Here is a 21,396-nt window from a genome sequence, read left to right as displayed (position 1 = left end):
GGAATAGTAAATGACAATGTTAAATGTTGATAAAGCAGGCCAAATTGCCGAGTTGCAACAACGTGCCTACCACATTCGCCAACATGCTTTACGTATGGGGCAAGTACAAGGCCAAGGCTATGTTGGACAAGCTTTAGGTGCAGCAGATTTGCTCGCCGTGTCTTATTTTCATGCGATGAAATATCAGCCAGAAAACCCTGAATGGGAAGGCCGTGACCGTTTTTATCTTTCTATTGGGCACTATGCAATTGCACTCTATGCAGCCTTAATTGAAGCAAAAATTATTCCGCTTGAAGAGCTTGAAACCTACGGAGCCGATGACAGTCGGTTACCAATGTCGGGCATGGCTTCCTATACACCCGGTATGGAAATTACAGGTGGCTCATTGGGTCATGGTCTTGGAATTGCAGTTGGTGCATGTCTAGGACTGAAACAGAAAAAATCAGATGCTTTTGTCTATAACTTACTGTCCGATGGGGAGCTAAATGAAGGTTCAACGTGGGAAGCCGTAATGTCTGCTTCTCATTGGAAACTAGATAACTTGATTGCGATTATTGATGTGAATAATCAGCAGGCAGATGGGCACTCCAGCGAAATTTTAGCGTTTGAGCCAATTGTTGATCGTTGGCAGTCATTTGGTTGGTACACCCAACGTGTAGATGGCAACAACATGGAAGCTTTGCTTGAAGCATTCGATCAAGCGCGAAACCATAAAGGTACATGCCCACGCGTCATTATTTGTGACACTAAAATGGGTAAAGGCGTGTCGTTCTTGGAAAGCCGCGAAAAAACACACTTTATTCGTGTTGATGAACATGAATGGGATGATGCTTTAAATATTTTGACCCACTACGGACAGTAAGGAATACACCATGAGCCAGTTAGCTAATCCCCCTAAGAAAAAACTAACCACTTCGGCAATGATTGCTTCTATTGCTGCCGAGGGCCAACCGACCAAACCAGCACCATTTGGACATGCACTGAATGCCTTGGCAAAAGAGCGTGACAATATCGTAGGTTTGTCAGCAGATTTATCAAAATATACAGACCTGCATATTTTTGCTAAAGAAAACCCAGACAAGTTTTTCCAAATGGGCATGGCAGAACAACTTTTGATGAGTGCAGCAGCAGGACTTGCTCGTGAAGGATTTGTTCCTTTTGCGACGACCTATGCCGTGTTTGCATCACGCCGTGCCTACGATTTTATTTGTATGGCAATTGCAGAGGATAACCTGAATGTCAAAATTGTGGCGGCACTTCCGGGGTTAACCACGGGCTACGGCCCAAGTCATCAGGCAACGGATGATATTGCAATTTTCCGCGCTATGCCGAACTTGATGGTTATCGATCCATGTGATGCCTTGGAAATAGAACAGGCGATTCCTCAGATTGCCGCGCATAATGGCCCCGTATATATGCGTTTATTGCGTGGTCAGGTTCCATTAGTGCTCGATAAATACAACTACCAGTTTAAATTGGGTAAGGCACAGGTGATTAAACCCGGTAAAGACTTACTCATTATTTCGACTGGTTTATTGACCATGCGTGCGCTTGAGGCAGCCGAAGAGCTTGAAAAAGAGGGCATTGAGGTTTCTGTGCTGCATGTGCCTACCATTAAGCCTTTAGATGAACAAACTATTTTGGCCGAAGTCGCAAAAGGTGGCCGTTCTGTTTTAACTGCCGAAAATCATTCAGTGATTGGTGGTTTAGGTGAAGCTGTCGGCTCACTACTTCTAAGAAATGGGCAACATCCTCGTTTTGACATGATTGGTTTGCCAGATGCATTTTTAGATGCAGGCGCATTACCCACTTTGCATGATCGATATGGTATTTCAACTGAAGCAGTTAAAGAGAAGATTAAGTCACATTTGAAGTAGATTAATTTCTGTTTAGGATAGAATCCAAAATAGATTATTTAAAATCTCCTAATATTAAAAGTTGGGGGATTTTTTGTTTAAATTCAATAATAAAATATAATAGGTAGCTAAGAATATTTAAAATTTTAATTTTAACAGAATTGAGGTGAATTTTATTTTTATTTAATGTATATTTGTTTGTTAAATACAAATAGAATTTTCAAAATATTAAATATTTATAGGGTTGATTGGAGTATATAGGATTGTTTTATATATATTCTATTATTAAATGAAAATTTTTTATGGTATAAACTTTTATTTTTATAATTATATTAAATGAGGGCGGTCTATTGAGTTTAATTAAAAATATATGCATTTTATTATTAAGTTTTTTATTGGCATCATGCTTATATTCTCCATATACTAAGCCAGACGCAATTTACGTATTTAGTGCTGTCACCAAAACTCCAGAAGGTGTTGTATTTTTTAATAAAAATAAACGTCATCAAGGAATGATTTTTTATAAAAAATCATTATCACTCCTATATAATCTTGGATTATTTTCTAAACTTAATTTTAATTTTAGAGGTTGTTCAGAGTATGTTGAAATTACAAGATGTGTGTGGTCTGCGGATATTGTATTAAATCATTCGGAGGCTGCAAGTTATGGGAGCTTGTTATTGAATGATTATTGGGAAGTAGAAGATAAAGATGGACTATTTTATATACGTACTATAGATGCCGCCAAACGGTTTAAACGATTATTAAATACAAACCAGTCTTATATTAAATTTTTTTATACGGCTCCAGATGGGAATTCTGAGAATGTTGGTAGATTTGTATCTGCCAAGAATATAAAAAATAATTATATTGAAATTATACCTCAGAAAGTTTTAATTTTTAAAAAACCTAGCAGGGTTAGTCGCATACTTCATGTCGATATGAGATAAACATAAAGTAAGAGTTCAATTAAGTTAAATAAATCCATTCATTCCCGAACAAGCGGGAATGAATGGATTTATTTTGATTTTAAACAATCGAATCATCTAAATTCGGCGCTAACCAACGCTTCGCTTCATCCAGTGTCCAACCTTTACGTTTTGCATAATCTTCAAGTTGGTCTTGTGAGATTTTACCCACGTTAAAGTATTCACTTTGTGGATGAGAATAATAGAAACCACTCACCGAAGATGGTGGCATCATTGCAAAGTGTTCAGTCAGTTTAGTACCGATTTTGTCGGTAGAACCTAACCAGTCGAACAACACCGCTTTTTCAGAGTGCTCTGGGCAAGCAGGGTAACCCGGTGCAGGGCGAATACCGACATATTTCTCTTTAATCAGTTCTTCATTGCTAAGCTGTTCATCCGCTTTATAGCCCCAGAACTCTTTACGAATGCGTTCATGTAAGTGTTCGGCAAAAGCTTCAGCAAAACGGTCTGCCAATGACTGAACTAAAATTGCAGAGTAGTCATCACCTTTAGCTTTGTATTCATTTGCCAGTTCTTCTGCACCAAAAATCGATACAGTGAATCCGCCTAAGTAGTCCTGTTGTTCACGGTCAGTACGAATATAATCTGCCAAAGACAAGTTTGGTTTACCTGTCACTTTGTCAGATTGCTGACGTAAGTGCTCAAAAGTATGCGTAACATTTTGACCAGCTTCATCAAATACGCTCACTGTGTCTGCATCAGTGCGCTGTGCAGGGAACATACCGAATACGGCACGAGCATCAAAACGATTGTTGTCGATAATATCTTTCAACATCGCTTGAGCTTGGTTATACAAATCTGTTGCAGCTTCGCCGACCACTTCATCTTCTAAAATTTTCGGGAATTTACCTGCCAAGCTCCAAGAAATGAAGAATGGTGTCCAGTCAAAATACTCTACAATGGTTGCAAGAGGGTAGTTAGTGAGAACTTGTGTTCCTAAAAGATTTGGTTTTGGTGGTACATAGCTTTCGTCAATTTTAAAACCGTTTTCAACTGACTCAGCATAGGTCAATTTTGCAGCTTTTGGCTGTTTGTTGGCTAAGCGCTCGCGAATCTTGGCATATTCAGCACGGTGCTCTGCAATAAAGTTTCCACGCATTTCTTTCGAAAGGAGAGTGGTTGCAACACCCACCGCACGTGAAGCATCGGCAACATAAATCACAGCATCGTTTTGGTACTGAGGATCAATTTTTACTGCAGTGTGTGCTTTAGAAGTAGTCGCACCACCAATTAATAAAGGAATGTTAAAGCCTTTGCGCTGCATTTCTTTCGCAACAAATACCATCTCATCTAAAGATGGAGTAATCAGACCTGACAAGCCGATGATGTCACATTTTTCATCAATTGCAGTTTGTAAGATTTTCTCGCAAGGGACCATCACGCCAAGATCAACAATGTCATAACCATTACAGCCGAGTACTACACCTACAATATTTTTACCAATATCGTGTACGTCGCCCTTAACAGTTGCCATCAGGACTTTACCTTTAGATTGGCTACCTGTTTTTTCAGCTTCAATGTACGGGTTGAGCCAAGCCACAGCTTGCTTCATAACACGTGCAGATTTCACAACTTGTGGTAAGAACATTTTGCCCGAACCGAACAAGTCACCAACCACGTTCATACCGTCCATCAAAGCGCCTTCGATTACATCTAAAGGACGTTTGGCTTTGAGGCGAGCTTCTTCGGTATCTTCATCAATGTAAGTGGTAATACCTTTGACTAACGCATATTCAAGACGTTTTTCTACAGATTCATTACGCCATTCAAGGTTCTCGGCTTCTTTTGTAGCACCGCCTTGGCCACGGTATTTTTCAGCCACTTCAAGCAATTTTTCAGTCGCCGCCTGACCAGACTCACCTTGGTTTTGGTTTAAGATGACATCTTCAACAGCTTCTTTTAGCTCGGCTGGAATATCATCATAAATTGCCATTTGGCCAGCATTCACAATACCCATGGTCATGCCTTGCTTGATGGCATGGTACAAGAACACAGAGTGAATGGCTTCACGAACAGGCTCGTTACCACGGAACGAGAACGAAACATTCGACACACCACCAGAAATCATAGCGTGCGGTAAGTTTTGTTTAATCCAACCTGTGGCCTCAATGAAATCGACGCCATAATTGTTGTGTTCTTCAATACCTGTTGCTACTGCAAATACGTTTGGGTCAAAAATAATATCTTCAGCAGGGAAGCCGACATCATTAACCAAAACATCATAAGAACGTTTACAGATTTCACGTTTACGTTCAGCAGTGTCGGCCTGACCTTTTTCATCAAATGCCATGACAATAATCGCAGCACCATATTGACGGCACAGGCGAGCTTTTTCTACAAACTCGTCATAACCTTCTTTTAAAGAAATTGAGTTAACAACGGGTTTACCTTGTACGCATTTTAAGCCAGCTTCAATGATTTCCCATTTTGATGAGTCAATCATGATTGGCACACGTGAAATATCTGGTTCAGAAGCCACAAGATTTAAGAAATGCACCATCGCATTTTGCGAATCGAGCATCCCTTCATCCATGTTAATGTCGATAATCTGAGCGCCAGCTTCAACTTGCTGCTGTGCCACTTCTAAAGCTTCGGCAAAGTTTTCTTCACGAATTAAGCGTAAGAATTTTTTCGAACCTGTAACGTTAGTACGTTCACCCACGTTAACGAACAATGAGTCATCATAAATATTAAATGGTTCTAAACCACTCAAACGACATGCAGGTACAGTTTCAGGAACTTGACGAGGCGCAATATCTTTTACCGCATTGGCAATCGCGCGGATATGGTCTGGTGTTGTACCACAGCAACCACCAGTAATATTGATTAAGCCGCTTTCTGCAAATTCTTTTAAGAATGCTGCAGTTTGTTCTGGCGTTTCATCATATTCACCAAAAGCATTTGGTAAGCCCGCATTTGGGTGCGCTGAAACAAAGGTATCTGCTACATCGGAAATGGTTTTTACGTGAGGACGCATGGCATCTGCACCAAGCGCACAGTTAAAACCAATCGATAGTAAGTCACCATGACGTACAGAGTTCCAGAACGCTTCCGCAGTTTGACCTGTTAAGGTACGACCCGATGCATCGGTAATGGTCCCTGAAATCATGATTGGTAATTCACGACCAACTTGTTTAAAGACTTCTTTAACCGCAAAAATTGCAGCTTTGCAGTTTAATGTGTCAAATACGGTTTCAATCAAAAGGATATCTGCACCGCCTTCAATCAGCGCATGAGTCGCTTCAATATAGTTTTCTTTTAACTCATCAAAAGTAATGTTACGAAAGGCAGGGTCATTTACATTCGGTGAAATTGAACAAGTACGCGATGTTGGCCCAAGGACACCTGCGACAAAACGCGGTTTATCTGGAGTCGAATACTTCTCACAAGCTGCTTTAGCTAAACGTGCTGCTTCACGGTTAATCTCTGGAACAAGATCTTCCATATGATAGTCAGACATTGAAACACGCGTGCCGTTAAAGCTATTAGTTTCAATAATGTCTGCACCAGCATCAAGATAAGCTTCATGAATACCTTGAATGATTTGAGGCTGGGTCAGAACCAAAAGGTCATTGTTACCTTTTAAGTCATGTGCCCAATCGGCAAAACGCTCACCACGGTAGTCGGCTTCTTCCAATTTATGGCGCTGGATCATAGTTCCCATTGCACCATCAATAATCAGAATGCGTTTAGCAAGAAGCGCTTTTAGGGTGGCAAGCGTAGACATAGAAAACCCCGATCTTTTATATGAATTTAAAAATGCGGCGCTATTGTAACAGAATAGTTGCGCAATTGATGACCTATAACGACCCACCATTCACCGTAAATTAGTCGTAAAAAAAGTGTTTTCGAACAACAAGAGGGTGTTTTTTCATCAAATATTCATAAAATGATCATGATATTGAAATATTTCATCTCCAATATTCGGTTTTATGACAGTTGTAGTGTTTAAAAAGTAGACGTTTAGGTAATTTTTTAGATATTTTTGCTTCAAAAATAGTCATAAAATAGATGGGTAGGGATTTATGTAAATTATTGTATTTAAATAAAAAAATAAAAATCATAGAGGAAAGGTGCATCAAATGAGGTCAAAATGTGAAAAATTGACTTCATCAGGCGCCGCTTTGTCATATAATTGTCATAATTTAATTTAAGAATACAGAGGATTTTTTTATCCTCTTACCGTCTGCATGAATTCTAATCTACCCCCTGTTTCGGATTCAAAACTTGCGGCAAACCTGCAAGTCAAATCGACGAATGTACATGTCCCGACACCTAAATTTTTTATGCCGGTGTTTCTGACGATTATTGTTGCAACACTTATTTATATTGGATTTCAGGTGAGTGCTGATTTAGCACATGTACCACCTTTGAGTCTTTATTCAGTTATTCTTTTATCAACTGCACTCTTGATTGCTTTAGGCTTTGAGTTTGTAAATGGCTTCCACGATACTGCAAATGCAGTGGCAACAGTGATTTACACCAATGCTTTACCAGCACCGGTTGCAGTCATGTGGGCTGGTTTTTGTAATTTCCTTGGGGTAATGGTTGCAAGCGGCGCAGTCGCTTACGGCATTATTGCATTGTTACCTGTTGAATTGATCATGAATATGGGTAGCGGTGCAGGTTTCGCAATGGTTTTTGCGCTTCTTATTGCTGCGATTCTCTGGAACTTGGGTACTTGGTTCTTAGGTATTCCTGCATCTAGCTCACATACCTTGATTGGTTCAATCTTGGGTGTGGGCATTATGAACCATCTATTGAGTGCATCGACTGGCGTAACGACCAGTGGTGTTGATATGGATCAGGTGATTAAAGTCGGTAAGGCATTATTATTTTCACCTTTAATTGGTTTCGCTTTTGCAGCGATTGTATTCTTGTTGGTTAAAACTATTTTTAAACGCCAATTAGAATTATTCCAGCCACCTGAAGGGAATAAACCACCACCAGCAATCATTCGTGCAATTTTGATCTTTACCTGTACAGGTGTGAGTTTTGCACATGGTTCTAATGACGGTCAAAAGGGTATGGGACTCATCATGCTGATTTTGGTTGGTCTGGTGCCGTTGGCTTATTCATTAAATAAAAATCTTGATACTCAGCAAGTTCAATCATTCCATCAGCTTTCTTCTCAAACTGCCGTATTTTTGAATCAAAATCAGCCAGAATTAACCGATGAAAAAGCACGTGTTATTTTGACTAAATATATTCAAACTAAACAGCAAACTCCAGAAGTTGTGCCTGCATTGGCAAGTATGACTGATCACTTGGGGGAGCGAGTTTCTAGCTATAACAACTTAAAAGATATTCCTGAAGCTGCTATTAGCGAAATTCGTAATGACATGTATTTGAGTACAACCACGTTTAAGCGTTTGGAAAAAGCAGATGCTTTACCAAAAATGGATGACTCACAGAAAAAGCTCGTGAAAGAATACCGTAGTAGCTTAGATTCATTCTTACAATACATTCCGACTTGGGTAAAAGTGGCTGTTGCTTTAGCACTTGGTCTAGGCACAATGGTGGGTTGGAAACGTATTGTTGTGACTGTAGGTGAGCGTATTGGTAAGCACCACATGACTTATGGTCAAGGGATGTCTGCTGAGCTTGTTGCAATGAGTACAATTGCAGCTGCCGATGGTTTAGGTATGCCAGTTTCAACAACACACGTTTTAAACAGTGCTGTTGCGGGTACGATGGTCGCGAATAAATCAGGTTTAAACTTTAATACCGTGAAGACAATACTCTCTGCATGGGTATTTACTCTTCCTGCAACAATCTGCTTGTCAGGTGGTTTGTACTGGTTATTCTTACAGTTTGTATAAACGCATTTAAAAAAATTAAAGCCACTGTTCACAGTGGCTTTTTTATTTGTTTAGTTTTTAAAGTTGAGACTATTTTTCATGTACATTCATCTATAAATTAATAAGTTGTTATAGGTCATCAAACAGCTTTATAGGCTGGGCTTAAAATTTTATATCAGGATATATTATGAATGCGGTTCAAATACATCAGCTAAAACAACAATTTCCACTTATTCAAACACTTCAAGCCTATCAAGAAACATTTTGGTTTACACCTCATCGATATCCTTTAAAGGAAGCTTTAGAAAAAGTTGGACTAACCGCTAAAGATGTAAGTGAAGCAGAAGCAAGACTAGCGCGTTTCGCACCTTATTTGGCAAAAGTATTTCCTGAAACTCAAGCACAACATGGAAAAATTGAATCAGATATTGTTGAAATTGCTCATATGCAACAAGCACTTTCTTCAGCAAAACAAGTACAGCTTAACGGAACATTCTGGCTGAAAAAGGATAGTCATCTACCTATTTCAGGCTCCATTAAAGCACGTGGTGGTATTTATGAAGTGCTCACACATGCTGAAAAACTTGCCATGCAGGCAGGGTTACTCAAACCAGAAGATGATTATAGTAAATTAGATCAAGATTCATTTAGGGCATTCTTTTCTAAGTATCAAATTGCAGTAGGTTCTACAGGCAACCTTGGGCTTTCTATTGGCATCATGAGCGCCAAACTCGGCTTTAGAGTCACAGTTCATATGTCGGCTGATGCTAGACAGTGGAAAAAAGACAAACTACGTTCACTCGGCGTCAACGTTGTAGAATATGCCAGTGATTACGGAGTAGCTGTTGAAGAGGGACGTAAAGCCGCAGAGCAAGATCCCCATTGTTTTTTCATTGATGATGAAAACTCAACAACATTATTTTTAGGTTATGCCGTTGCAGGAATACGCTTAAAACAGCAATTTGAGCAAAACCAAATTAAAGTCGATGCTGAACACCCATTATTTGTTTATTTGCCGTGTGGCGTCGGTGGTGGGCCTGGTGGGGTGAGTTTTGGACTAAAACTGGCTTTTGGTGAGCATGTACACTGTATCTTTGCAGAACCAACACATTCGCCGTGTATGTTACTTGGTGTCCACACAGGTTTGCATGATCAGATTTCAGTCAATGATATTGGTATTGATAACGTTACTGCGGCAGACGGACTTGCGGTAGGGCGTGCTTCAGGTTTTGTCGGGCGTGCTATGCAACAGTTAATTGATGGCTATTACACCATTCACGATGAACGTTTATATGAGCTCATTGCGCTTTTAAATCAAACTGAGAATATTCAGCTTGAGCCTTCTGCGATAGCAGGCATGATGGGGCCGTATTATGTACAGACTAGTCCTGATTACTTGGCTTTACACCAATTTACAGCTGAGCAGTTGCAACAGGCAAATCATGTAATATGGGCTACTGGGAGCGGTATGGTGCCTCCTGATGAAATGCAAAAATATCTATCACACTTTCAAGGTAAATAAAGACACATTAGAAAAAAGCCCAATTCTAGGATTGGGCTTTAATCAAATTATTTTTTAGATGATTTTCTAAAAGGAAGTTTTTCGGTAGTAAAACCATAAATTGCCGCAAAAGGTAGGGCAGTTCGTGCTAAATAAGCGACACGCCATAGACCACCATGATTGGCACCTTCCATCATAAGTTCAAGCGGATGGTCTAAGACAGTTTCAGGATTCGCCACAGAAGACTCATTTCTTAAGTCATGAATCCAGAGTGCCGCCATAATGGCATTGGTGGTTTCAGGGCTAAATGCTTCTACATCGAAAAGTTCTGCGCCATTAAAAGCTGCTTTCAATAATGGATTTTTAGTCACTGAGTGAGTCGTTGTCGATGGTGCAATATTAATGCTGACACGTTGTCCTTGATGGCGGGCCAAAATAGCACGCCATTGTTGAATACGTTTTGCCAAAGCATAGTTTGGACCTTGTTCAACCACTAAGCAGTCGGCAATACCATAAGTTTTTCCATTTTCACATGTAACCAGGTCTTGGTATGGCGCTTGAAAAAAACGATTGAGCGAAAGAGCAGAAACACCTTTTACTGCCAATTTTTGCATTTTTCTGCGGGATTTAAATTTCTCTTGAGCAGCCTCTGCAACTTCTTTTGGTACTGCATAAACATCGGTTGGAGTACACATAAACATAAGGCTTGTATCAGGCTTATGCTCGCTCACAAATTGCATGATGCTATCCATTGCCATGGAAACGCGGACATGCTTTTCACCATCTAAATAGGCGATTGCTGCCAAATCTAACTTTTGTGGAAACTGCACCAGCCACTGTGCTATTTCTGGTAATTGAGTCAGTAAATTTGCACCCAGCTTATCTTTTAACTCAGAAGCTTTTGCTGACGAATCAACGGCTTCAACACATGGTGCAATGAGTGTTGCATTCCCTTGTTGAATCGTATTTAAGATTTTGCCCCAGACTCGTGAGTTTGGTAAATCTACAGCAACAATATTTGCTTTCCATTTGGCTAACCAAGGCAGTGGTCCTGCTTCTGAGGCTGCACCAAACAGCACCATCGTACGGTCAGACAAATCGAACCATTCAGGATGAGCAATAGCTTCACGAAGTGCTTTTGCATGACTTGGCTCAATAATACCAGCCTCTTCCCAGCGTTGAATTTGGTCCAGTAAGCTTTGTCCACTCAGCTTTTGTCCTTTATAAGGAACATACCACTCTGGTGTTGCCTCACTTTCACCTTTAAGTTTTACTGTATAAAGAGGAGTAGATGAAGCAATATGAACGGCATCTTTTAAAAGGTAGTGTTTACCATCACGATAATAATCAAAAATATGGTGAGCTTTATGCAAGCCTTGCTTCGCAATAGTAATTGGGTTGTTGATATTAGAAATCCCTTGTTTAACAAGAGCCTTAAAATATAAAGGATAGTTTTTTCGCCAGTTTTTTTCATTCAACACTTGTTGTGCGGTTTTATTATCTACAATAGATAAGGCCTCTGACAAAATCTCTTGGCCTGTAAGAGATGTACTTTGTTTTTTTGTTGAGGCGTGTACTGGAAATTGTAGACCTTCGACTTGACTTGTGCTGGACATAAAATATCTCGTTTATACGACTGGGTTAATATACATGTGTATACATTATCTATGCCAATGAAAGGAAACGAGTGGCAATAACTGACAAAATAATATTGATTATTTATGTGATGAAACGTGAAAGAGAAAGTTATTATGATAAATTCATCTCATTTTGGCCTTAATTTTTTTCACATTTTTAGAACATTTTTATAGACTTACGTTACATAAATGTTTATTTTGTATTAAGCAAATACATCAGTATTAACCTGAAGGTAAAATGTTCAAAATGTATCAATAATAGAGATACAGAAATGATTAAAAACTAGACTTTTTTCTTAAGCGATAAGAAAAGTCAAACGGAATAAGAAAGAATTGGGGTGAAACTAGATAGAAGACAACGTAAGATTGTCTTTTAAAAATCTTGGGGATATGGTGATTTTTTTACACCATAATTTTCTAGTTTCATCCCATCTATTTTTGGGCTGGAACCCTCCATTTAGTATTCAATTTATCACTTGATTGAAGCCTATTTCTTTAAAGTAACTTCAAAATTACTTTAAAAGAGGGTATTTCTAACAACGTCCTTTTTTAGCTTGTCCTGGTGGGCAAAAGCCTCCTGGATGTCCGTAATATGGTGAATCAGGGTCAATCACAATACTACCTTCAGGTGTATGGACCGCACAGGCTGATAGTGACATTGTGAAAATTGCTGCGGCACAAAGAAGTAAAGTTTTCATCTTGTTCTCACTTTTTTATCATTCTCACTTGTACTATAAAAACATTTTGATTATTTTTCGATCTAATTTTGGTTAAAAAATATCTTTAATAAGTCGAATTAAGTAGAAATTAAGGAGACCGTAAAATAGTCCGAAATCCAACATGTGTTGCAGCTAAATCAAAATCTTGTGGATAACGGCTACTGCTACGATAACGTGAACAATAATTTTGTGCACAAAGAAAAGATCCACCTTTAATTACATATTGAGTGCTGGTGATTTGTTGTTGACGTAAATCAGAATAATTTCCCATATGCTGGTCATGAGCGCCTTGATAAGGAGAAGATGTCCATTCCCATACATTTCCAATCATATCAAATAGTTTGAAATTATTTGCCGTAAAACATCCAACGGGTGCAACACCTTTAAAGTGATCTTGATTTAGGTTTTGAAAAGGGAATTCACCTTGCCAGTAATTTGCTTGTGGATGTTGATGTTCATCAGTAGGAGCCTGATGTAAAGGTGTATCAGTCTTTGAATTGGCTTTAGCTGCATATTCCCATTCTAGTTCTGTTGGTAAATCACGTCCTAGCCACACTGCATAATGTTCAGCATCATTTTTACTCACATACCTTACAGGCTCATTAGGATTGGCTATGGGAGCATTACTGCCGTTTGGCGTTTTCCACGTATATCCAGATTTTAGTTGCCACCATTGCTGTGGATGATCAGGATCTGGTGAAAAAACAGCAGCCTGTTTTTGTTTTTCGGCATCTGTAATATAGCCAGTTGCTTTTACAAAACTTGCAAATTGAGCGACCGTAACTTCAGTTTGGTCAATCCAAAATCCTTTGACTTCACGCTTTTTTTTCCCAAAATTAAGTTCATCGGGATAGGCATTTTCAGAACCAAAGTTAAAATCTCCATCGGCAATTAAAACCATTCCTGCTGTAGGCTGTTTGAGCCAACCCTGAGGCAGACCAGTATAGTTTTGACACTTTTCAATAGATCCTAAATCAGCTAAAGATGTTTGCTGTTGCGTCGAAGATGTAGGTTCAGAAACTTTTGAAGATTGGCTACAGCCCGTCATAATAGACAGGCTGATTGTGGTGACTAAAAAAGGTTTCAATTTCATTTGGCGTTATATTCCTGCACACCATTTTTTTCAGTATATTTTTGATAGACCGATAAAAGTTCTTGAACTTTTGCAGGATAAAGCTGAGCAACGTTTTGTCTTTCACCGCGATCTAATTTAATGTTGTATAGCTCCCAAGTCCCTGTGCCTAATTCAGGTCGTCCTTGAAGTGCGATTTTCCATTCACCTTGTTTTGCATATTTGCTGCCATGTAACTCATCGGCAAAGCTAAAATTTGCAGGACGAATAGTATCGGTTTTGTTTTCAAGCAAAGGTTTCCATGAAATCCCAGATGGTGTATTAATGGCTCGGCCATTATATTGGCCTTGAGGTACTGGAATATGAGCATATTCTAGTAAGGTAGGGAAAACATCGAGTACAGATGCAAAGCTATGATTTGTCTCTTCCGCTTTTTTCTGATTTGGTAATTTCACAATAGCAGGGGCAGTCGTTGCACCTTCGCCCGCCGTATCTTTCCATAAGTGGAAAGGTGCCGCACTGACTTCGGCCCAACGTGGCCCAATATAGTGATATGAAGTAGGTGTACCCACATTTGCTACTGAGTTATCAAAACCAGATTCACTGCCATATCCGCCACGTACAAAACCTTCTGCACCATTGTCTGAAACAAAGAAAATTAAAGTATTGTCATAAAGATTATTTTGTTTGAGATATTGAATAATGCGGCCGACATTGGCATCAAGATTTTCTACCATACCCGCATAGATTTCCATCTTACGAGCTTCTAGTGCCTTTTGTTCGGCTGTTAACTCATCCCATTTCCCATATTTTTGTGGAGCATTTTGAGTTGCAATTGGTTCTGCTGCATCAAAGTTTGCAGGAATAATTCCAAGCTGTTTTTGTCTAGCAATGCGGGCATTACGAATTGCATCGTAACCTACATCATAAACTCCGCGATATTTTTCACGATATTCGGCTGGGGCTTGAATTGGCCAGTGAGGTGCCGTGTAGGCAGCATAAGCAAAGAATGGTTTGCCACTATTTTTGCCTGAATCTAAGTAGCTCAGTAATTTGTCGGTAAAATAGTTGGTAGAGAAAAAGTCATCAGGCAATGCCGAAATAGGAATAATTTGTCCATCTTCTGTATAAGTTGAATTTCGTTTAAAGGCACTTGGAGCTTGTTTAAAATGATGATCTAAACCTTGTAATAAGGTAAATGAATGATCAAAACCTTTAGCATGTGCATTGCTTTCAGGGGTTAAGCCTAAATGCCATTTACCACTAATATACGTGCGGTAACCATTGTCTTTAAGTACTTGTGCAATCGATAAAGAACGTTCGTTTAAATAGCCCTCATAACCTGGTTGTCCTTTCAAATGCTCTGGTGTGAGTTCAGCCATTGCACCAATACCAGCTAAATGGTGATCAGTACCGGAAATAAGTTGAGAGCGTGTTGGCGAACAGGTCGGGGCAGTATGATAATCCGTTAAAAGTCGACCTTCTTGAGCCAGATTATCAATATTAGGGGTGTGAATTTCGCCACCAAAAGCCCCTAAATCTGAATAGCCTAAGTCATCAGCCATAATAAATAAGATATTGGGTTGCTTAGGCGTGCTTACGACATTTTCTTGATTATCGTTGTCATTACATCCAGCCAGAGATAAGCTAAATAAGGCAATAGAAAGGCTAGATAAAATTGCTCTGTACTTCATTGTATCATCTGAATTATTAAAAGAATTGGCATGAGTTTAATCAGATGGTTTTTGCAAACAAAACAACGAATTGATCAAAGAAAATCAGAAAAAAGACTGAGAATTTATGCAGATAAATAAATCAGAAAAAAAGAAAAGCCCATAACGGGCTTTTCTTTGATTTATATCGTTTAGAAAGGAAGACGGGTAAGCTGGTCTAAGAAATGTGGAATAACTTTAGGTTCAAGTAAAATGGTTACGATGATTCCGTAAGCTGCACCCCATAAATGAGCACTATGGTTAATATGACTATTACCACGTTTACCAGCCCAAATACTGTACGCCACATATAAAATAGCAAAAATAATAGCGGGTACAGGAATGAAGAATACAAAAATCAGCTTCCATGGCTGAAACAGAATATAAGCAAATAAAACCGCTGAAACAGCACCTGAAGCACCTAGGCTGGCCCAGTTCGCATCATTTTTATGTTGTAAATAGCTTGGCAAAATTGCAAAGATTAAGCCACCTAAATAGAACAACACAAAACCCATGTCATAGAAATATTGGCGGTAAAAACTTTCAATGATACTGCCAAAGAAAAACAGGGTAATCATGTTGAACAGTAAATGTGTTCCGTCGGCATGGATAAAGCCATGAGTAATGAATCGATCAATTTGTCCACGTTGCATTGCAGGCGGCCAAAAAATCAATCGGTTCATTACATTTTGATTGCTAAAAGCAAGTAAAGAGATAATGACCGTAATAATAATAAGAGTAACTGTATGGTTAAACGGCAAATGCAACATAAGAAATATTTAAAAAATGATCAATACTGAGCTCAATAATGCCATTAAAAACTTAAGTTGAAACCCTGTTGTGTATAAATCCGACAAATTTAGTTGATTTTTTTTAAATCCACCTCATCTTCGGTTAATATAAAGGCATCAGCTTGAGGAATATTGTTATGTCGACTGAGAACACCAACACTGCTGTTGCAGAAGAAATTCCAAACCTTTTGATTACACCATCTGCACAAGAGTATTTGCACGATTTACTAACGAAGCAAAATACTCCGGGAATTGGCGTTCGAATTTTTGTTGAGCATCCGGGTACGCCACGTGCGGAATGCTGTATGGCATATAGTGCGCCAGAAGAAGTGATCCCAACGGATTATAAACAGGACTATCCTGATTTTCCTGCATATATTGATGCGCCATCTATTCCTTATCTTTTAGATGCCGTAATCGATTACAACAAGGACCGTTTTGGTGGTCAGCTCACTTTCCGTGCTCCAAACTCTAAAGTTCCACGTGTTGGTCCAGATGCTTCGATTGAAGAACGTATTACTTACATTCTTCAGGCAGAAATTAACCCAGGTCTTGCAGGGCATGGCGGAAATTGTAGCTTGGTAGAAGTACAAGATGACCCAGAACACGGTTTAACTGCTGTATTGAAATTTGGTGGTGGTTGCCAAGGTTGTTCTGCAATCGATGTTACCTTGAAACAAGGTGTAGAAACTACTTTAAGAGAGAACATTCCTGAGCTTCAACGTGTGGTTGACCAAACAGACCATACACAAGCTGAAGGTGCTTACTTCAAATAATTAAATTATTTGAAAAGTAAAATAAAAAAGCCTCGCAATGAGGTTTTTTTATTATTCAATATAAATAATGATAATTACTATCAATATCATTTGTAATTTTATTTATCTTTGTTACAATGCGGAACTGAAAATGAGAGATGTTTAATAAATCAATATATTGGGAATACTTATGTCGAAGCGTATTATCCAGTCAGTGCTTTCTGTTTCAGTACTGGCAAGTATGATGTCTATGGCTTATGCTGCACAAAATGAGCAAGAACAAGCTGAAAAAGCATTAGAAAAGCCTGCTGAACCTGTGAAATTGGAAACAATTTTTGTAACAGCTGAAGAGCAGGTGAAGCAGTCGCTCGGCGTATCAGTAATCACCCAAGAAGATTTAGAAAAACTACCAGTTCGTAATGATATTTCTGATTATGTGCGCCGTATGCCTGGTGTCAATTTAACAGGTAACAGCGCAACAGGGCAGCGTGGCAATAATAGACAAATTGATATCCGTGGAATGGGGCCTGAAAACACGCTTATTTTAGTAGATGGAAAACCAATTAACTCTCGTAATTCAGTTCGTTATGGCTGGAAAGGAGAGCGTGATACACGAGGTGACTCAAACTGGGTGCCAGCAGAAGCAATCGAGTCGATTGAGGTTTTACGTGGACCGGCAGCAGCTCGTTATGGCTCTGGTGCGGCAGGTGGTGTGGTTAACATCATTACTAAAAAAGTGACTAATGAAACCCATGGCTCAGTAGAGTTTTATACATCGCAACCTGAAGACTCTAAAGAAGGTGCATCAAATCGTGTTGGTTTTAAGGTAAGTGGGCCACTGATCAAAGACGTTTTGTCTTATCGTTTATATGGTAATTACAATAAAACAGAAGCTGACGATGTTGATATTAATAAATCAATTGGTAGTACCGCAGCTGGGCGTGAAGGCGTTAAAAATAAAGATATTTCAGGTCGTTTAGCTTGGCAGGCAACAGATCAGCAAACTGTTTTGCTTGATGTTTCTTCTAGCAAACAAGGTAATATTTATTCTGGTGACTCTCAGTTAAATGCAAATGCTGAGGCGGATGCGATTCTTTCAGAACTTATTGGTAAAGAAACCAATACTATGTACCGTGATAGCTATGCATTAACACATGAGGGGGATTGGTCTTGGGGTAAGAGTAAGCTCGTTGCTCAATATGACAAAACGCATAATAAACGCCTTCCAGAAGGCCTGGGCGGTAGCACAGAAGGAAAAATTAATAACCTTGATGATAAAGCCACTTCACGTTTAGAAACTCTTCGATTTAATGGTGAAGCCAATATTCCTTTTGAATATTATGTACCGCATGTATTAACACTTGGTACCGAATGGGTTGAAGACAGATTTAAAGATAATGTGTCGACAAATCAAGGGAAAGACAGTAGTGGTTCAGGTTATGGCGATCAATTGGCTAAAGGCGATCGTAGTAAAATGGAATCACGTATTGCTTCTGCATATATCGAAGATAACTTGAAACTCACAGACAGTACAGATGTCGTGTTAGGCCTGCGTTTTGATGACCATAGTAAATCTGGTTCTAACTGGAGCCCAAGCTTAAATATTACCCAAAGACTTAACGATTATTTCACTTTAAAAGGTGGGGTAGCAAAAGCTTATAAAGCACCGAATATGTATCAAAATGCCGAAGGGTATTTATTAAGTACAAATGGCAATGGTTGTCCGGCCAATATTGATTCACGTTGCCTGTTGCAGGGTAATGGTGACTTAAAACCAGAAACTTCGGTTAACAAAGAGCTCGGTATCCAGTTCCAAAAAGACATCGTGAATGCGAGCTTAACTTGGTTCCGCAATGACTATAAAGATAAAATTGTGGCTGGTACAAACGTTGTTGGAACAGTTGATGGTTCAAGCACGAATGCAAATACAGGAGCTGTGACCAATACTAAGTGGAATATCTTACGTTGGGAAAATACGCCTAAAGCATTAATTCAAGGTTTTGAAGGAAGCTTAGGATTAGATTTCGGTGATATCCGCTGGACTAACAACTTTACGTATATGATGGACTCAAAAGATAAACAAACAGGTAATCCATTATCTTTAGTTCCAATCTATACAATTAACTCAATTTTTGATTATGACATCACAGATCAGTTAGATGTAAATTTTGTATTTACTCAATATGGTCGTCAAAAATCACGTCAGTTTGCAGAAAGTAGAATCGAATCTGGTATTGGTTCAGGTGGAGCAAATTCTGCGCTTAAGCCAAGTACTGTAAAAAGTTATAGTACCGCTGGAATTAATCTCGGTTATAAATTTTCAGACAATATAAGTACGCGTGTTGGTGTAAGTAACTTGTTTGATAAACAAATTTTAAGAGATAGTAATTCAATCAGCCAAACTTATAATGAACCAGGTCGAGCTTATTACGCTTCTTTAAAATATTCTTTCTAATCAATATAAATAACAAAGGCGCTCTAAGCGCCTTTGTTATTTAAAATATCTAATGCTTTTTCAGAATAATAAAACTTCTCTAAGTACACACGGGCACGACGTCTTAAATGTCCTGTTGTAATTAACTGCTGTAATACAGGCACAAGTAACGTGGTCAGCTCATGTTGCACTAAGCTTTCATCGATATTGAGGTCACGAAGCAATAAATCAAAACTACGCTCCTGATTACGTACATACCAAGTATAAATACCATCATGTACTTGCTGTTTTAGATAATCAGTTTGGCGAATGTGGTCCCAGATTTCATGTCCTAGGCCAACCGTTTTTGATAAGTCTTGAGTTTCTACATAATTTTTTAAAACAGAAAGTGGCATAGTTTTAACTTTATGCCAAACATTTGCCTGAAAATGGTAGAGCTTATCATTGTCAAAATGTTGGTTTAAAACACGCTCACTCATTTGGCTGAGTTTTAAAATATTCTTTTGCAAATAATGATTAATCGTATCGTCCAGATTTGAATCGGTTACTGTTTCTAAAACAGATTTTCCCATTTTCATAAAACGACCTACACCTGGTACACGCTTTGACATTGATTCATCTAAATAATCATGCATTGTTTGCTGAATCAGTTGCGTGAGCAGGGCCGAAAAAGCAGGATTATTCACAATCGTTTTAATCAGTTTTTTACGGTGCTCTTCTTTACTTGCAACGTATTGTGCAATTCGGTCAATCGTTAAAACAGGAATAACATCTTCAACAGTTGCGGTTTCATTTGCAGGATGAATCAATGCAAACCGAATATGCTCAGCAATTTGTTCAATCAGGAAATCAGAAGCAGGCGTATCTAAAATCTGCTTTTGAATGAGCTGTTGAATTTGTTCAAAAGTCCACAGATGTTGTAATTGCCGACTCCCCAACCAATGATAAAATTGCTCAAACTCTTGCTGGATCACCTGAGTCTGAGCAAATTGCTCATCTAAAAAATCTAGATGAGCTTCAATAAGTTTTTCAATAAGTGGTTGGGTAGACATAAGGTCTCACAAGTCCGAAGTTTTATTTAAGGTGTGGTCGTTTTTGACGACTGATTTGTTTCTACTTTAAGTAAAAACGGTAGATATTGTTGCTTAACCAACTGTTCAGCTTCCAATATTGGCATATGACCTACATTTTCTAGAATAACTGGAGGCTGAGCATTCTTTAAAAGTCGTTTTAGTTCACTTGCTACTTCGACATTAATAATCTTATCTTGTTTGCCCCATAGAATGAGCGTCGGTGCATCAATCGTTTTGGTAAGTACCGCAAATGAATCTGGTGTATAGACTTTATTAAGTGCAATCAATTGATCAACCAGTTTTTGTGTTTGAGGCGCCTGATCAATCATCAACTTTTCTTGAGCTTGAAGAAACTCTTTAGGAATAAATGGAGGATTAAACATGGTTTGTTTTAATAAATAATTAAAGTCACCTTTTTTAGACACTAACAGTTGTTTGAGGTAAGCAGGATCTTTTAAATAAATTGTATTGGCTGAGCGAAAAATACCGCCGCTATCTACTAAAAATAAACTTTTGGTTTCAAATGGATACTGTCCAGCATAGAGTAGGGCAATAGATCCGCCGAGTGAGTGCCCAGCAATATGAATTGGACCTTTTAAATTTGCAGCCTCAACAAAGCGACGTAATTTTTCAGCAAGATTTGGTACTGAATAATCGAAGTCTTGGGAAACGATAGTTTCACCACTACCCGGTAAATCAGGAATAATGACATGGTAATTTGTAGTGAGATAACGAGCCACTCGGTTCCAGTTATCACGGCTACCCGCTAGGCCATGAATAAGGAGTAAAGTCGGTTTTGTTGTAGAGCCGCCTTCGCTATATGACCAAGTCACATCACCGACTTTTAAGCTTTTACTTTGTAGACCTGCCCAGCTACGTTCTTGCTGTAACACATTCTGGAATGTCACATCAATATTATCGGCTGCCTGTGTTTGAGAAATACTCATCACTGACAATACGCTACAAGCCAAAGTCAGGGCGGTAGCAGTTTTTTTCATAGAGGCCATAATTGATGTGGACAGCCTTGTCATAGATTTCATCCTTGAAGCTTGAGCG

Annotated in this window: 15 protein-coding genes; 7 read left to right on the top strand and 8 right to left on the bottom strand. The window is 38.9% G+C overall.

Going from position 1 to position 21,396, the window contains the following annotated elements; translation table 11 throughout:
• The first annotated feature begins 16 nt into the window (after nt 1–16).
• From WBW42_RS07805 to WBW42_RS07795, 3 genes are all read left to right on the top strand, one after another.
• On the top strand, nt 17–862 hold the full coding sequence (locus WBW42_RS07805; RefSeq protein WP_080631221.1) for a transketolase: 846 nt from the start codon (nt 17–19) through the stop codon (nt 860–862).
• Nucleotides 863–872: 10 nt separating this feature from the next.
• On the top strand, nt 873–1,877 hold the full coding sequence (locus WBW42_RS07800; protein WP_032056859.1) for a transketolase family protein: 1,005 nt from the start codon (nt 873–875) through the stop codon (nt 1,875–1,877).
• A 329-nt stretch (nt 1,878–2,206) separates the two neighbouring features.
• A complete protein-coding gene (locus WBW42_RS07795; RefSeq protein WP_017387128.1) occupies nt 2,207–2,806 on the top strand; it encodes a hypothetical protein in 600 nt (199 codons plus the stop codon).
• 79 nt (nt 2,807–2,885) lie between these two features.
• Here the strand turns inward: WBW42_RS07795 and metH are convergent, their stop codons facing one another.
• Nucleotides 2,886–6,572, bottom strand: coding sequence for a methionine synthase (metH, locus tag WBW42_RS07790; protein WP_032056858.1), 3,687 nt, complete (start codon nt 6,570–6,572; stop codon nt 2,886–2,888).
• A gap of 463 nt (nt 6,573–7,035) precedes the next feature.
• On the opposite strand from metH, the gene WBW42_RS07785 reads away from it, so the two are divergent.
• A complete protein-coding gene (locus WBW42_RS07785; protein ID WP_032056857.1) occupies nt 7,036–8,667 on the top strand; it encodes an inorganic phosphate transporter in 1,632 nt (543 codons plus the stop codon).
• Between the two features lie 166 nt (nt 8,668–8,833).
• Nucleotides 8,834–10,168 (top strand): D-serine ammonia-lyase, encoded by a 1,335-nt coding sequence (gene dsdA, locus WBW42_RS07780; RefSeq protein ID WP_032056856.1) that lies wholly within the window; start codon nt 8,834–8,836, stop codon nt 10,166–10,168.
• A 47-nt stretch (nt 10,169–10,215) separates the two neighbouring features.
• On the opposite strand, the gene WBW42_RS07775 is transcribed toward dsdA, so the two are convergent.
• The 5 genes from WBW42_RS07775 to WBW42_RS07755 all read right to left on the bottom strand — a co-directional run bounded on the left by WBW42_RS07775 (nt 10,216) and on the right by WBW42_RS07755 (nt 16,057).
• Nucleotides 10,216–11,763, bottom strand: coding sequence for a hypothetical protein (locus tag WBW42_RS07775; protein ID WP_032070513.1), 1,548 nt, complete (start codon nt 11,761–11,763; stop codon nt 10,216–10,218).
• Between the two features lie 554 nt (nt 11,764–12,317).
• Nucleotides 12,318–12,482 (bottom strand): hypothetical protein, encoded by a 165-nt coding sequence (locus tag WBW42_RS07770; RefSeq protein WP_000854552.1) that lies wholly within the window; start codon nt 12,480–12,482, stop codon nt 12,318–12,320.
• A gap of 109 nt (nt 12,483–12,591) precedes the next feature.
• Nucleotides 12,592–13,596, bottom strand: a complete 1,005-nt coding sequence (locus tag WBW42_RS07765; protein ID WP_032056854.1) for a formylglycine-generating enzyme family protein — start codon at nt 13,594–13,596, stop codon at nt 12,592–12,594.
• Nucleotides 13,593–15,269, bottom strand: a complete 1,677-nt coding sequence (locus WBW42_RS07760; protein WP_032056853.1) for an arylsulfatase — start codon at nt 15,267–15,269, stop codon at nt 13,593–13,595. Before WBW42_RS07760 ends, WBW42_RS07765 begins: the two co-directional genes overlap by 4 nt.
• A gap of 170 nt (nt 15,270–15,439) precedes the next feature.
• Nucleotides 15,440–16,057, bottom strand: coding sequence for a rhomboid family intramembrane serine protease (locus tag WBW42_RS07755; RefSeq protein WP_002117778.1), 618 nt, complete (start codon nt 16,055–16,057; stop codon nt 15,440–15,442).
• Between the two features lie 158 nt (nt 16,058–16,215).
• Here WBW42_RS07755 and nfuA point away from each other — a divergent pair, with 158 nt between their 5' ends.
• Nucleotides 16,216–16,854, top strand: a complete 639-nt coding sequence (gene nfuA / locus WBW42_RS07750) for a Fe-S biogenesis protein NfuA (RefSeq protein ID WP_002117617.1) — start codon at nt 16,216–16,218, stop codon at nt 16,852–16,854.
• A gap of 169 nt (nt 16,855–17,023) precedes the next feature.
• The gene (locus tag WBW42_RS07745; protein ID WP_163114271.1) at nt 17,024–19,288 is read left to right on the top strand and encodes a TonB-dependent siderophore receptor; all 2,265 of its coding nucleotides are present in this window, start codon (nt 17,024–17,026) and stop codon (nt 19,286–19,288) included.
• Nucleotides 19,289–19,311: 23 nt separating this feature from the next.
• On the opposite strand, the gene WBW42_RS07740 is transcribed toward WBW42_RS07745, so the two are convergent.
• Both WBW42_RS07740 and WBW42_RS07735 read right to left on the bottom strand, forming a co-directional pair.
• Entirely contained in the window at nt 19,312–20,319 is a 1,008-nt protein-coding gene (locus tag WBW42_RS07740) for a hypothetical protein (RefSeq protein ID WP_032056851.1), read from the bottom strand.
• A gap of 26 nt (nt 20,320–20,345) precedes the next feature.
• Entirely contained in the window at nt 20,346–21,371 is a 1,026-nt protein-coding gene (locus tag WBW42_RS07735; RefSeq protein WP_032056850.1) for an alpha/beta fold hydrolase, read from the bottom strand.
• Nucleotides 21,372–21,396 lie beyond the last annotated feature (25 nt).

It is taken from the genome of Acinetobacter sp. LT1, from assembly GCF_059800965.1.
This window is presented reverse-complemented; position numbering and strand designations above follow the sequence as displayed.